This window comes from Paenibacillus sp. FSL H7-0918 (assembly GCF_038007025.1).
Classification (GTDB): Bacteria; Bacillota; Bacilli; order Paenibacillales; family Paenibacillaceae; genus Paenibacillus_AQ; species Paenibacillus_AQ odorifer.
Map to the genome: position 1 here is coordinate 241,864 of NZ_JBBOWJ010000005.1, position 14,640 is coordinate 256,503.

Below are 14,640 nucleotides of genomic sequence, written 5' to 3' on the forward strand. Positions count from 1 at the left end.
AAGATGACTGAAATGAACAATAAACTTATTGTGGTAGTGTTGGACGGACTTAGATATGAGGCCGCACGTGAATATATGGGGTATATGGAGCATTTGGTGGAGCAGGGGAAAATATCATGTCACCGAGTGAAGTCGGAATTGCCTAGTCTGTCACGCCCGCTTTATGAAGTACTCTTGACGGGGACACCTGTGACCAAAAATGGAATTACGGCTAACCATATTGTGAGACCAAGCCATGAAGAGAGCGTATTCCATCTGGCAGTGGCCGCTAATTTGCGCACAGCTGCTGTCGCCTATCATTGGGTCAGTGAGCTTTATAATTCGGCCCCTTTTGATCCGCTGGCTGATCGCCATCAGCACAATGTGATGAAGCCCATTCAGCATGGCAGCTTTTATTTCGAGGATCACTATCCCGACAGTCATGTGTTTGCCGACGCGGTGTATTTACGGAGTGCCTATGATCCGCATTTCCTATACATTCACTCCATGAATATAGATGACGCCGGGCATCGTTATGGCGGCGAGAGTAAAGAATATGAGCTTTCAGTGCGTAATGCCGACGGTCTGCTGGCCACTGTTTTGCCTATTTGGATGGAACAGGGCTATAAGATTATGATTACGGCAGATCACGGAATGAACGCAAATGGGTACCACGGCGGGATAACCCCTTCCGAGCGAAATGTGCCATTATATACGTTTGGGGTAGATGTATTATCTTCAGAAAAAGAGGAAGAAATGCTGCCACAGCTGCGAATGGCTCCTTTAATGTGCCACTGTTTGGGGCTGGCCCCTTCGGCAGCAATGAGTAAGGAGGGCTTGCCTCCACTTGTGCAGAAGCAATCTCATGACAAAGTGGAAGAACCTTTGCCGTTGGTATGAAATAAAATAATTAGCACTAGAAAAATCATATACGTGAAAGCTGGGTTTTTGTATAATGATTTGTATATTTAACCCAATTAGGAGGTTGTCTATTGAGCGCTTCTAAAGCTATGAAATGGATTACGGGTTCCTGTGAAATTATTTTGGCAATTCCAATTCTGGGTGCTGCTATTGTTATTGGCACGGGGTATTCCGTTCTGGGGTTGATGTTTATTCTACATGTGATTACATTGATTTTATCTTCAAGAGACCGTGAGTCTATCTACGGTTCAGTGCTAGGAATTATAACTTCTTTATTGGCATGGATTCCTTTTGTGGGCTGGTTCTTGCACTTAATTACTGGGATTCTGTTGATGGTGAGTGGAGGACAGAAGTCCCGTTATCCGTCGAACCATATCTATCCACAATGATGTAAAATGACTTCAATACAGCCCAATTCGGACGTTTGTCCGGTTGGGCTGTATTCATGTTATAATGAGGGCACATTTTAGCAGTAAGCACAGAGAGGAGGCGCATCCATATGGAAATAACCGCACAAGAAGTAGCAGAATGGATGGTGAAGGAGATTCGTTTTACGGGTACCTTGCATCAGACGGCGGCGATTGAATATGTGAAAGAGAATTTTGGAGAACAATTTGTATTTGTGAATGAGAACGGCAATGCCTCACTCTCCAAAGAAGTGAAGAAAGCTTTCCGGAAACTCCATGGCGGGAGAATTGCTTGGGATCGAGACGGGTTCTTGTGGGCTTGGACCTAGGTTTGGCGTTTAAAAAACATTTATAAACTGTTCAACTTATATAATGAGATGAAAAACGGACCATGCATGTACTGCAATGGCCCGTCTTTTTGCATTCTTTTTAGTTAGATATATTCTGTCATTCCCTGTTCCTTTAGAAGCTCCACGATATCTTTGACTGACTGCGCTTTATCCTTGGGACAGATTAATAGTGCATCCCCAGTATCCGCAATGATGAACCCGTCTACACCAATGGTCGTGATCAGTCTGCCATTTCCATAGATGATTGAATTATGGGTATCTATCCCCACATGATTTGCTTTTATAATGTTGCCTGCATCATCCGGAGGGAAGATTGAACCCAGTGCATCCCAGCTGCCGATATCATTCCAGCCAAATTGCCCGGAAAGCACGACAACTTCATCAGAGCGCTCTAAAATGCCGTAATCAATCGAAATATTCTGAAGCGTTGGATAGATGGCATTAATAACTTCCTCTTCCTGATCTGTACCCAAATAATCACTGATGGGCAGCATGGTTTTGTAGAGTCGAGGTAGATAACGTTTGAAATTATCAATAATGACAGAGGTCTGCCAAATAAAAATCCCACTATTCCATAGATAATTACCGGATGCCAGATAACTCTGTGCATTCTGAAAGTTTGGTTTCTCTACAAATTCATCTACATCATATACAGCCACTGGGCTTGTCGCAATCGGCGTCTTATCAAAGGCAATATAGCCGTAGCCAGTAGATGGGAAAGTAGGCTTGATTCCGATGGTTACTATTTTGTCTGACTCCATGGCAACAGTACAGGCTTCGTCTAGTGTAAGACGGAATTGTTCCTCATCCGTTATATAGTGATCGGAAGGCAGGACGACCATTAAGGAATTGCCATGAGATTTCTCTATAGATAATGCTGCAAAAAGAATGCTAGCGGCTGTATTTCGCGCCACAGGTTCAATTAGAATATTAGCTTTGAGAACGCTGCTGTGCATAATACTCTCCAACAATACTGCTTGGGTACGATTAGTAACGATAACTGTATTCTCCTGAGGAATAATCCCTTTGAAGCGTTCAATCGTATCGTTTAGCATAATGTCGTTGCCACTAATATTCAGCAGCTGCTTTGGGATTTCTTGTCTGGACAGGGGCCAAAACCGTGTTCCGCCCCCGCCGGCTAGGATCGTAGCATATTTATTCATGATGCATCACCAACCGGGCAATTGTGAAGGATATAATGCTCTCCGAGCCTTGGTTCAGGTTGAGCCCCGCGGCATGGATGCCGTCATAACAAGCACCAGTCTGCGGATCGATCAGAGGGATTCCCAAGGAATTATGCCCTAGATACCAGTTGTAGCATAATTCTGCTTGCGTAAGATAGGCGGGGTCCTCAAGAACAACAGCTGCTTCCCGGCAGGCCAGCAGCATCTCGCAGGCTTCAATGGGCTGTTCATCATAGGGTGCAGCCAGCCCATCACGCAGCAGCCAGCCATGGCTGCCGATCGGTTTATAGTAACCTTTGCTGGAGAAGGTGGTGGAAGCTAGGAAATCCAGGCTTTCCTTGGCGGTCTCCCGCAGGTCTTTATTCCCGGAGATCAGGAAGGCCCGAAGCAGAGCCCAGGGCAGCATGGAATTGCCATAAGTGATGCTGTCCTCGAACCAATTCCAGCCGTGCCCCTTATAGCGGGTATATTGATTATGCAGCCGAACCGCAATATTTTCGATCAGACTCTCAATGGTTGCCCTTGGCAGAAAGGCGGCTTCTTCGGTCGTGTTTTCAGTATGCGGGTATGGAAAAGCATAACCTAATGAGCCCGGTGCTTCGGTAAGATAACTTAGGCCGATGATGGCATAGGCTCCAGCCCGAGGTGAGCCCAAGGCTTCCAGATGCGGCAGTGCCTGATTGATCAAATACCGGCAGGTATTCATCAGGTTATCGGGCAGGGAAGCAGCATGCGATAGGGCGAACCCGAGTGCCCACAAGGTACGTCCCTGGCAATCTTCAGAACCTTTATCCTCTATAAAGGAGCGGTTATAATCCATGAAATTGCGAAAATTGCCGTCCGCTGTCTGGGAATGATAGATAAAAGAGATATACGTATGAATGAGATCGAGTGCCACGGCATCCCGGGAATTCTCGTACATTAAGACCGCAGCAATCAGGGCGCGGGCGTTATCATCGGTAGTGTAGCCCTTGGAACGGTCCGGAACCCCAAACTTGGTATGCTGAAAGATTCCTGTATCGTCCGTGATTCTGCGCAGATAGCCTGGTTTAGCCTGTACTGTGGTGGAGGTTTCCATTAAATCACGCTCCGATCAGCTGACGCCGAGCTCTGGATATGGCTGTGGAACAAGGCGGCATAGATTTTGGCGATTTCGTTCCAGCGCATAGTGAGCCCGAGCTTCAACGTACGGTCTTCCATCGTTTGCACCAGGGCGGGGCTATTCAGCAAGCGCAAAATGCAGGCTTCCAAGGAAGCAGAATCATGAAAATCAGCCAGTAGACCGCGGCCTTCTGCCAACATTTCCTGGGCGTAGCGGTAAGGGGTCGACACGATGACCCGGCCATAACCGACTCCGTAGGCCAGGGTGCCGCTGACGGCCTGATCCTTACCCAGATAAGGAGTCACATAAATATCTGACATGACCAAGGACTCTATTACTTCTTCTTGGGTCAGCAACTTATCGACGAATTGGACATTGTCCTGCAGGTCAAACATTTCTACGAGGTCCGTCAGTTTCTGGCGGTAAACTTCGCCGGATTCCAGCTTGACGACCGGATGGGTCTTGCCCCAGACAATGTAAAGTGCTTCGGGATGTCGCTTGACCACGCCGCGCATAGCTTCGATGCTGTATTCAATCCCTTTGCCGGGACTGAGGAAGCCGAAGGTGGAGAGGATTTTGCGGTCTGGATAACCGTATTGTGCTTTGAGGCTGGAGCGTGAAGCTGTGCTCACTTGAGGGACACCGTGATGGATGAATGTGATTTTGGAAACTGGGATCTCATAAATAGTAGATAAATCAGTAAGGGTTGATTCCGCCATCGTCACGACCTGCACGCTACGCTCGGCCAGACATCGGATGATCTGATGCTGCTTAGGGGAGGGCTTGGTCAACACTGTGTGAAAAACAACAACATACGGAATGTTCAAACGTTCGACAAAGGGCAGCAGGTATTCACCGCTTTCTCCGCCGTAGATGCCAAATTCATGTTGGATGACCAACAAATCGGTATCAGAATTGTTGAGGAAATCGGCCGTATCTATATAATCTGCGTAATTATGCTGGTCGATCTGCCGTATTACCTGCTGATCGTAAGCGTAGGTTTCATTGTTGTTTATGGCAATAATCCGGGGCGGGTTGAAGCCGGGAAGGTGGATAAGTTCATCTAGCAGATCCTGTGTGAACGTGGCGATACCGCACTCTCGCGGCAGACTGGTTCCCAGGAACACGATGTTGTGATTACGGACTGTATTTTTCATTCAAAGAGCCTCCCTAATGGTCTTGCGATTGGTCTGGATACAAAAAAAGAAAATAAAGAAGACTTTATTTTCTGAATAGGGAAAGGTATTTGTTTTTTCTGAAATTAGAAATGTTGCAAATTATTTCCTAATCCCACTGTAACATGACCATTTAATCTTGTCAATTTAATTGACTCCTTGGGTGAGTGCGGATATATTATGGGAGGAGGTGGATGAATGCCAGTCATACGCAGTAAACTGAGCGAGGTCATGCTGAGGCATGATCCGAAATTATCGATCCGTAAGCTTGCCAAAGAGATCAATTACCACTTTGATTCAGTACGCCGAATGTACAAGAATGAGATGGTGCAGTATCCAAGGGATCTGCTGCTAAAATTATGTGTATACTTTAATGTCCAGCCCGGCGAGCTGATCGCCATGGATGCGGAAGACAACGATTGGGTAATCGATCGTTCAAATGATTATGAGGAGGACGATGATGACAAGGAACCCGGCACGGACAGCCACCTGTAAGCAGCTTCTGGATACATATCATGCCGGACGCGGTACAACCATAGTAAACAAACTGACGTTCACCGGTGTCGGGCACCGGGATGTCTATAATATAACCGCCCCGTTTATGTATAACGGGGAGGAAGTACTAATGGGAAGAGTTGAGGAACGGGACAGTGAGTTCTCTCAAGTCTTCTTTTTTACATGCCATGATGGAGTCTGGAGGCCTCGTGCGCATACGCATACGTACAATTTACAGGACCCGTGCTGGACCCGGATCAGGGGGGAACTTATTGTGGGCGGGGTGGAAGTGATTACGGCAGCGGATGATCCGCACCGGATTACCTCCTGGGTGACCCAATTCTACAGGGGGTATCACATCGATTCTTTAACCCACTTTTCTTCAGGTCCCGGCACGATGAAGGATATCCGGCTTATCGAGCTTGATAATGGCAGTGTAGGCGTATTTACCCGGCCACAGGGCGAACGGGGTGGGCGAGGACAGATTGGGTTCACAGTGATTCCTTCGCTGGACGAACTGAATGAGCAGACCTTTATTGATGCCGAGGTGCTTCAGGATCAATTCGTGCCCGAAGAGTGGGGGGGAGCCAATGAAGCTCATCTGCTGCGGGGTGGAATGGTGGGCGTATTGGGCCACATTGCCTGCTTCGATAGTGCCGGAAACAAACACTATTATGCCATGGCTTTTTCGCTGAATCCTGAGACTTATAAAGCAACTCCGGTCAAAATAATTGCAGTCCGCAGTGATTTTCCGGCGGGCCCGGGCAAGCGCAAAGAACTGGAGGATGTCATCTTTAGCGGTGGCTTGAAACGTCTTGGAGGAGGCCGGGCGGTATTATCTGTAGGGGTGAGTGATGCTGAAGCATATGAGATTGAGATCGCGGACCCTTTTGACGAATACGAATCCTAGCATTCTTCCAGTTGGTTTGACTAGATTATATGGTCATGTTACACTTAGTGTGACAAGAATTTATGGTCAAAGAGAGCGGGAAACCCAATGAATAAGTTTATTCAATTCAACACACGTAAGACTGACACCAAGTCCAACATCAATCAAGCGCGTAAGCAAGGACGTATTCCGGCTGTATTATATGGTATTGGTAAAGAGACTCTGACGTTGGAAGTGAATGAAAAAGAACTTCTGGACATTCTCAAAAAGAATCCGCGCGCAATTCTGCAAGGTAAGGTATCGGAAGAGCTGGAGGTTCCGGTCGTGGTTCAGAACATTCAGAAGGATACCCTGTCCGGCAAAATTCTGCATATTGATTTCCAACATGTAAATATGAAAAAGAGCATGGACAGCAAGGTGACTATTCATTTTGCAGGTGAAGCCGTAGGGATTAAAGCAGGCGGTACGCTTCAGGTTGAAATTTATGAAGTGGAAGTTCGCTGTATGCCTGAAGATCTTCCTACCTCCATGGAAGTGGATATCAGCGGACTGAATATTGGCGACCAGTTGCTCGTCTCTGATCTGATCTTCAAGGACGGTATTGAAGTGTTGACCGAACCGTCAACCGTAATGATCCAGATCAAGACCGTGCATGAAGAAGAGGAAGAAGAAGCGGTAGTAACTCCAGCTTAAACCTATATTTTTATAAAAAAGGCAAGTTTCCAGGGAAGAGGAAACTTGCTTTTTTTGCGTTGAATCATACAGGAACTTCTCGTTGGTCCTTTGCCATAGGGGAACTACATAACGGGCAGGGCTTTGAGGTTAAATGATCCTCAGCTCCGCCCGCTTTCATGCGTGTCCAGCCAGGACAGGTACTGCTGGTACAATTCCATACCGCAACGACATGGGTTCTTGTCGCAGTTGTCCGGCTGGTAGGTAAGGATCTTGTTGTCACTGTTCTGCTCACCGTAGTCGTTGCTGTGGAAGAAACGGCAGAGCGGAAGGCTGATAACATGAAGCGGGAGACCTCTGCTTTTTTGCCCCGATGCCTCGCAGGTGAACTGATAAACAGCTCTTCCCGGGCTCTAGTAACAGCTACGTAAGCCAGTCTTCGCTCCTCTTCCAGGGCAGCCAAGCTTGAACTCCCACTATTTGCAGCGGCCAGCTTGCGGTCCTTGAGCCGGTCCCCCTCCAGGGCGGAGCTATGCGGGAGAATTCCTTCAGAGGCTCCAATCAAAAAGACCACAGGAAACTCTAATCCCTTGGATTTGTGAATGGTCATAAGCGCTATCCGATTCCCTTGTTCTTTGGTGCCCGGCTGACGATTATGTTCATTACGTTCCGTAACATTATCTATGAAATCCAAAAAGGCAGGAATACTATCAAATCGCTCTGCAGACGATTCTAGTTCATCTAGCATTTCTTTTAACGTTTCGCGATGCAAGGTTGCTTGATGCCGCTCATTCGCTTCGATGAAATAATCATAGAATTGCGTGCGGATCTGGCGAATCGCTTGGACTGGGGTTAACTCGCGCATATTGCGAATTAGATCCAGCCGCTCTCTAAGCTTAGTGCCCTTGAAATCCTCCATGCCGGGCATGGACAACAGATGGATTAGTGGGCCTTGCTTTGGTTGTCTAGCTTCCATCTGCCGGATGTGATTCATACCTTTTTCACGGTTCATATAAAGAGTAGGCAGGATGTTCTCCATAGCCGCAAAATTCCGCCGATTCACGGAGAGACGCATATGATCCACGACCGGGGAAATTAGCCAGTGTTCGTACAGTAATTGCCCTTCTCCATAATCAATATAGGGAATATCGCGTAAAAGAAGTAATTCCAGAACGGCCCGGTTGCTGCTGGACGCTCTATATAACATGGCGAAGTCGCTATATTCTCTTTTGCCGCTCGAAACCTCGTTTAAAATATGCTCAACCATCTGCTCGGCTTCCTCGTCTGCTGTCTGGGGACGCATATACCGGGGCTGACTCCCGCTGCCTTTGGCTGCTTGCAGGGTTTTGGAACGCCGGCGCGTATTGTGCCGGATAATACCGTTGCCGAGTCCGACTATAGCTGGACCAGAACGGTAATTAATATCAAGTGTAATAACCCTTGCTCCCGGGTACAGCTTCTCGAATTCCAGAATGAATTCACTGCGTGCCCCGTTGAAGGAATAAATCGTCTGGTCATCGTCGCCAACGACCATCAGATTATGCTGCGGGTGAGCAATCATTTTGACTAATTCGTATTGCAGGGCATTGGTATCCTGAAACTCATCCACCATCACGTATAGATATCTCATCTGCAATTCCTGTAAAAGCGTAGGACGCTCCTTTAGCATCCGATAGGCGATTAAGAGGACATCATCGAAGTCGATTTTAAAATTGTCTAGTTTCCATTGTTCGTAGATTTCCAGAATGGATTTCATTTCTTTTTCAGCGGTGGTTCCTTCAGGCAAGCCTTCTACGGTACCCATGTTCATCTTGCAGGAAGAGAGCAGGGAGAGTAGCGTTTCCGGTGGATAGGCATCTTTAGGTAGCCCTAGCTCACGCATGATTTGTTTCAACAGGATGTGCTGGCGCCGCGTCTCACTGAAAATCTCTTGCTGCAATCCTTGTCTGCGCAAGAAAAATAAGAAAAAGGAATGAAACGTGCGGGCCTGCAGCCGCGCGACGTCCGCTGGGCCTACTCCCGGTAATAGGGCGATCCGTTCGCGCATTTCCGCCGCAGCTTTACTCGAAAAAGTCAGCAATAGCAGCTGACTTGGCGAGACACCGCGCACGGACAACAAATAACCGGTTCGGCAGATCAGAACCGAGGTTTTGCCGGAACCTGCGCCGGCCAGTGTTAGAAGCGGCCCTTTATGATGCCGTACCGCAGAAATCTGCGGACGGTTGAGTAAGATGCCGCCTTCTTCCAGCCTGCGAAAAAAAGCGGAGTCCTCATCCTCCCGCTTCACCAGCTCTTGGCTTGTCTGCGCTGAGGCCACAGCCGCTTGCGGGATCCGCTCACCAGTAGCTCCCAGTGGGATATTATGAAATAAAAGCTTATTCAATAGATTCACCTTCATTATTTCTGTATAGAGTGGTCTCAACAAATCTAGTTCTATGATGTTTGAGTTCATCTTAAAATGTGCCGAAAATTTAGCCAATCTACAATATACCATCCCAGGCTTTTTACTGCACAGGAAAAGTGTTGGATATTGAGCCAGTAAAAATATGGGGATTGGTGTGGGAGTGGGACACAACGGTGGTATAAATCCCGTAGATAGGCTGGAATGTGACTGCGTGGGCGGAATGTACGGTATAAATCCCACAGATAGGCTGGAATGTGGCTGCGTGGACGGAATGTACGGTATAAATCCCGTAGATTGGATGGAAAGTGGCTGCGTGGACGGAATGTACGGTATAAATCCCGTAGATTAGCTGGAATGTGGCTGCGTGGGCGGAATGTACGGTATAAATCCCGTAGATTGGGTGGATTGTGGCTGCGTGGGCGGAATGTACAGTAAAAATCCCGTAGATAGGCTGGAATGTGGCTACGTGGACGGAATGTACGGTATAAATCCCGTAGATTAGCTGGAATGTGGCTGCCTGAGCGAAATGTGAGGAAAAAATGCCCTAAATAAGGGCGAATCCGCCTCCATAAGCAAAAAGAGAGGCATATATGCCCTAGAAATGAGCAGAAGAGGAGCAGCGACGTGGAAGACAGGCAAAAATGCCCTAAATAAGGGCAAATCCGCCTCCGTAAGCGAAAGAGAGGCATTTATGCCCTAGAAATGAGCAGAAGAGGAGCAGCGACGTGGAAGAGAGGAAAAAATGCCCTAAATAAGGGCAAAACCGCCTACATAAGCAAAAAGAGAGGCATATATGCCCTAGAAATGAGCAGAAGAGGAGCTGCGATGTAGAAGAGGGGCAAAAATGCCCTAAATAAGGGCAAATCCACCCCCATAAGCGAAAAGAGAAGCATATATGCCCTAGAAATGAGCAGAAGAGGAGCTGCGACGTGGAAGAGAGGCAAAAATGCCCTAAATAAGGGAAAATCCGCCTCCGTAAGCGAAAAGAGAGGCATATATGCCCCAGTAAAGGGCGCCGGGTGCAGGTCTATTTCTATTTTTATAATATAAAAATTTCTGCCCGCGCATCGCAGGCTTGTCCAGCGCACATTTGCCACTCTCCTGAACAATTCTGTGATGCCCATTCCCTTTTCCTATCATGCTCATATCCTAAAGCAAAAACATGATATGGAGATGACCCTATGCCCTCGCCCAGTAAGGCCCGCATCAGACATGCCGTTACTATAGATGTACTGATTCCCGCGATTGAAAAAGATTTACAGACCCTTCCCCATGTGATTGACGCTGTTAGAAAGCAGGTTAAGCATCCCATCGGCCGGATATTAATTGTTGCTCCCAAAAAGAAACGGATGATTGAGTTCTGCCGCACAAAAGGCTGTACCTTTATTGACGAGAATACGGTGCTGCCGATTACGAAAAAAGACATTCATTACCGCTCACGCACCTGGGAACGTTCCGGCTGGCTATTCCAACAGCTGCTGAAGCTGAATGGTGACAAGCTCTGCACAGCGGATTATTTTTTGGTCATTGATGCCGATACCGTTCTGATCACCCCCCACCATTTTCGGGCGAATGGCAAGACACTCTTTTACAGCCGGAACTGGAGCCAACCACAGTATTTTGTAACCTATAAGAAACTCATGGGCCGCAAGGTGACCGCAAAATCATCATTTGTGACCCATTATATGCTGTTTGAACGCAGTCAATTGGCCCAAATGAAAAGAGAGATAGAAGCAAAACACCAAATGCCCTGGTATCGAGCTATTTTACACAGTATGAACCGCTCCAAGCAATTTGCCTTTTCCGAATTCGAAACCTATGCCAATTACCTGTATTCGAAGAATCGCGAGGGAATGAAAATTCAAAAAGCGCGTAATAAAGGTCTCCATATGAATGCAGGACAGCTATCCAAGCAGAAAGTGAATCAGCTGGCTGAGAAGTATAGATCATTGTCTTTTCATAAACGAAAGGGGTATGTGAGAACACCGGGGGCTAAATCCAGCGCAGGGGGGCGATAGGGTTGCAGATCGTACTCCTTTCAGGGGGATCGGGGAAGCGGTTGTGGCCGCTATCAAATGAGATCAGGTCAAAAGCTTTTTTAAGGCTGCTTCCAACAGAAGCTGGCGGTATGGAGTCGATGATCGAGCGGGTATGCAGAGGGCTGGAAGAGGTAGGTTTGTTGGATTCAAGCTGCATAGTGACTCATCGCAGTCAGGTGGAGATTACTCGCAAATCCGTTGGTGCTCAAGTCCCTTTATTAGCGGAGCCGCAGAAACGGGGGACTTTTACTGCAGTAGCTCTGGCGGCAAGTTATCTGCATTCTGTGAAGGGTATGGACTCAAAAGAGATCGTAGTGGTCATTCCGGTGGATTCGTATGTGGAGACTTCTTTTTTTAAACAGCTTCATCAATTTCCAAGTGTGCTTGCCGAATCACAAGCGGACATTGCTTTGATTGGTGTTTTACCTGAATTTCCTTCTACACAGTTCGGTTATATTCTGCCGGGTGAAGGGTCTGGGGTAGGGGGGACGTCTTTTTTAAATGTTAAGCAGTTTGCGGAGAAACCGAACGAATCGACAGCCGCCGAGTTCATTTCTCAGGGAGGACTGTGGAATTGCGGCGTGTTTTCCTGCTCATTAGGGTACTTGCTCTCAAGTATGATCGAACGGGATCTTCCAGTAGATTACATGGAGTTTATGGAGCATTATGATCAATTGCCAGAACGAAGCTTTGACTATGAGGTGCTAGAACACACGCGGCGTGCGGTAGTCATCCCCTATATTGGGGTGTGGGCGGATATTGGCAGCTGGGATGCACTTGTTCCCCATTTGCAAGGAAGAGTAATTGGCAGTGGGAGTATTTCTGAGGATTCAAAAGGTACCCATTTGATCAACGAACTCTCTTGTCCTGTGCATATCATCGGCGCTCCTGGTTTAATCGTGGCGTCGGGGCCAGATGGCATTTTGGTTGCTGGGATAGAGCAGGCAAAACGAATTAAGCAGAAGCTGGAGGGCCCTGCAGCGAAGCCGATGATTGAAGAAAAACGCTGGGGCACCTCACGCATTTTGGACTTCTCTCGTACGGCGGCAGGTATTGAGGTTACGACCTCTAAAATAACTATTTTGGCAGGCGAGCACACCAGCTACCATTTTCATCGGCATACTAAAGAAGTTTGGTCTTTTCTTTCTGGGAATGGAGAATACCGGATGAATGGCCATCTTCATGCGGTTGCCGCCGGGGACACGGTCACGGTACCTGCTGGTACGAAGCATGGACTGCGGGCCATTACAGCGCTCGAATTGATTATTATTGAACTGTTGGAATTTCCTGAGGTGGATGACTACGTACGAGTGTCTGCCGAATGGGAGGGGGAGGACAGCTTCCTTGATGATTTGGGATGAATGGAAAGGTAGTTCGCTTTAACCCGGAGGCAGTTGTAGACATGGGGAGATTGACCGGCTGAAGTGAAATAGATGTATTCAGTGCAACTATTTCGTGGAGTAGTGAATGCCTTGCGATTTAGATGTAGTTTGTACAGTTAAAAATCGCGAATTTTTGCGTTTTGAATAGATTTGCTGAATATAAGTGTACAGAGTGCAATTAAATCCGAATTAGCGCCTAAAAGAGGGCATTTAACTGTACGAAGTACAACTAATTCTTGAGAGGGACGGGGGATGCAATAGGCAAGCCACAGTAAGCTACAGGAAAGCGATAAGTAAGCTATAGGTAAGCCACAGTAAGCTACAGGAAAGCGATAAGTAAGCTATAGGCAAGCCACAAGTAAGCTACAGGCACGCCACAACCTAAACCTAAAGTGTAAATGAGAGACCCCTACCTAGCAAAAATAAACCCACAAATAGCACCGTGAGCAGAACTGCCCACGGTGCTATTTGTGCATCCGCTGCTTTATGCAGAAATTATTCTTTAGAATTTCTTTTCAAAAGATGCTCAATTCCTGCCGCGACTCCGTCTTCCTCATTACTGGTGGTGATGAATTCCGCCATTTCCTTAAGAATTGGCGCTGCGTTAGCCATAGCAATCCGGTAGCCGGCCTTCTCGAACATCGGCTGATCGTTATAACTGTCGCCCATGACAGCTACATCCGCTAGCGGGATACCATAATGGTCAGCAAGCATGGTTACACCGGAGCCTTTGTTGGCCTCTTCATGGTTAATCTCGATATTATTTACATGAGAGGCGGTAATAATTAAGCCCGGAATAGCTGCGAAGCGGGTGGAAGCTTCCTTGAGCAGCTCTCGGTTTAGAGAAAAAGCCAATGTTTTATAAATAACATTTTCCTCCTTGCTCCACACCTCTTCCATACTCTCCACATAGGTAACCGCTGCTTGTTGAAACTGTTGATCGATCATTGCTTTCAGCAGCCAGCTGACTTCTTCAGGAACTTCTTCATCGCTTAGTGCAGATAATTTCTCTAACCGTACACGTTTGTTCAGCTCTACATAAACGTTATCCTCAGTGTATACCTCGTAATACAAGTCCGGAATTTCGTTCATCCAGCGCAGAGCGGGAATGATGTCTGCTTTATTCAGCGGCGTGCTTGCCGCGAGGGTGCGATCAGATAATGTGACGACTGCGCCATTTAGACTGACTACTGGACATTCCAGATCCGCTAGCCGAAGCTGACGTTCTGCATCCATAAAAGAGCGGCCTGTGGCAATGATAACAATGTGACCTAGTTTCTGAGCTTTTATAATAGCTTCGCGGTTTTTTGGACTGATGTTTCCTTCTTCGTTCAGTAATGTTCCATCCATATCTAAAGCAATCAGCATATTGTATGAGCTCCTTTTCCAGGTAAAGTGGTACTTTTTAAGGGGTATTGAAACGTTACTTGTATCTTATCATTAATATTCTGAAAACCAAAAACCATTTTCATGCAACTGTACAATAATGAACGTCCAACAAGAGATAAGAGGTTTTTACAGTATATTTTTAGATAATAGTTCAGTCGTGGTACAATAGTTATCAAACTAACCGACTAGCCGAATCTATCGTCAGCTTATGTTCGTGGAACGTGACCCGACGGTATTTTTCCTGTGTAAGGA

14 protein-coding genes are annotated in these 14,640 nt (G+C 47.1%); 9 read left to right on the forward strand and 5 right to left on the reverse strand.

The features are described from left to right. The first annotated feature begins 3 nt into the window (after nt 1-3). The 3 genes from MHI15_RS28510 (at nt 4) to MHI15_RS28520 (ending at nt 1,636) form a co-directional block, all read left to right on the forward strand. Entirely contained in the window at nt 4-879 is an 876-nt protein-coding gene (locus tag MHI15_RS28510; RefSeq protein ID WP_081387133.1) for an alkaline phosphatase family protein, read from the forward strand. Nucleotides 880-971: 92 nt separating this feature from the next. Further along, a complete protein-coding gene (locus tag MHI15_RS28515; RefSeq protein WP_036687337.1) occupies nt 972-1,289 on the forward strand; it encodes a hypothetical protein in 318 nt (105 codons plus the stop codon). Between the two features lie 110 nt (nt 1,290-1,399). Further along, nucleotides 1,400-1,636 (forward strand): DUF6953 family protein, encoded by a 237-nt coding sequence (locus MHI15_RS28520; protein ID WP_036687339.1) that lies wholly within the window; start codon nt 1,400-1,402, stop codon nt 1,634-1,636. A 104-nt stretch (nt 1,637-1,740) separates the two neighbouring features. On the opposite strand, the gene MHI15_RS28525 is transcribed toward MHI15_RS28520, so the two are convergent. The 3 genes from MHI15_RS28525 to MHI15_RS28535 are packed head-to-tail and all read right to left on the reverse strand — an operon-like array spanning nt 1,741 to nt 5,100. After that, nucleotides 1,741-2,820, reverse strand: a complete 1,080-nt coding sequence (locus MHI15_RS28525) for a mannose-1-phosphate guanylyltransferase (protein WP_076127047.1) — start codon at nt 2,818-2,820, stop codon at nt 1,741-1,743. Further along, on the reverse strand, nt 2,813-3,919 hold the full coding sequence (locus MHI15_RS28530) for a glycosyltransferase (RefSeq protein WP_076219709.1): 1,107 nt from the start codon (nt 3,917-3,919) through the stop codon (nt 2,813-2,815). The genes MHI15_RS28525 and MHI15_RS28530 overlap by 8 nt, the downstream gene beginning before the upstream one ends. Then, nucleotides 3,919-5,100 (reverse strand): glycosyltransferase family 4 protein, encoded by a 1,182-nt coding sequence (locus MHI15_RS28535; protein ID WP_076275948.1) that lies wholly within the window; start codon nt 5,098-5,100, stop codon nt 3,919-3,921. The genes MHI15_RS28530 and MHI15_RS28535 overlap by 1 nt, the downstream gene beginning before the upstream one ends. Before the next feature lie 216 nt (nt 5,101-5,316). On the opposite strand from MHI15_RS28535, the gene MHI15_RS28540 reads away from it, so the two are divergent. From MHI15_RS28540 to MHI15_RS28550, 3 genes are all read left to right on the forward strand, one after another. Next, entirely contained in the window at nt 5,317-5,613 is a 297-nt protein-coding gene (locus tag MHI15_RS28540; RefSeq protein WP_076127054.1) for a helix-turn-helix domain-containing protein, read from the forward strand. Then, on the forward strand, nt 5,576-6,523 hold the full coding sequence (locus MHI15_RS28545) for a DUF1861 family protein (RefSeq protein WP_139330081.1): 948 nt from the start codon (nt 5,576-5,578) through the stop codon (nt 6,521-6,523). The genes MHI15_RS28540 and MHI15_RS28545 overlap by 38 nt, the downstream gene beginning before the upstream one ends. Before the next feature lie 87 nt (nt 6,524-6,610). Next, complete coding sequence (locus tag MHI15_RS28550) at nt 6,611-7,195, forward strand: 50S ribosomal protein L25 (RefSeq protein ID WP_339245968.1); 585 nt, start codon at nt 6,611-6,613, stop codon at nt 7,193-7,195. A 64-nt stretch (nt 7,196-7,259) separates the two neighbouring features. Here the strand turns inward: MHI15_RS28550 and MHI15_RS28555 are convergent, their stop codons facing one another. Beyond that, nucleotides 7,260-9,557 (reverse strand): UvrD-helicase domain-containing protein, encoded by a 2,298-nt coding sequence (locus MHI15_RS28555; RefSeq protein ID WP_248549149.1) that lies wholly within the window; start codon nt 9,555-9,557, stop codon nt 7,260-7,262. Between the two features lie 273 nt (nt 9,558-9,830). Here MHI15_RS28555 and MHI15_RS28560 point away from each other — a divergent pair, with 273 nt between their 5' ends. The 3 genes from MHI15_RS28560 to MHI15_RS28570 all read left to right on the forward strand — a co-directional run bounded on the left by MHI15_RS28560 (nt 9,831) and on the right by MHI15_RS28570 (nt 12,978). After that, a complete protein-coding gene (locus MHI15_RS28560) occupies nt 9,831-10,013 on the forward strand; it encodes a hypothetical protein (RefSeq protein WP_341165170.1) in 183 nt (60 codons plus the stop codon). A gap of 746 nt (nt 10,014-10,759) precedes the next feature. Next, complete coding sequence (locus MHI15_RS28565; RefSeq protein ID WP_076124729.1) at nt 10,760-11,596, forward strand: DUF6492 family protein; 837 nt, start codon at nt 10,760-10,762, stop codon at nt 11,594-11,596. Between the two features lie 2 nt (nt 11,597-11,598). Beyond that, nucleotides 11,599-12,978 (forward strand): sugar phosphate nucleotidyltransferase, encoded by a 1,380-nt coding sequence (locus MHI15_RS28570; RefSeq protein ID WP_312151579.1) that lies wholly within the window; start codon nt 11,599-11,601, stop codon nt 12,976-12,978. Between the two features lie 516 nt (nt 12,979-13,494). Here MHI15_RS28570 and MHI15_RS28575 read toward each other — a convergent pair. Next, nucleotides 13,495-14,367, reverse strand: coding sequence for a Cof-type HAD-IIB family hydrolase (locus MHI15_RS28575; protein ID WP_076124725.1), 873 nt, complete (start codon nt 14,365-14,367; stop codon nt 13,495-13,497). Between the last annotated feature and the right edge of the window lie 273 nt (nt 14,368-14,640).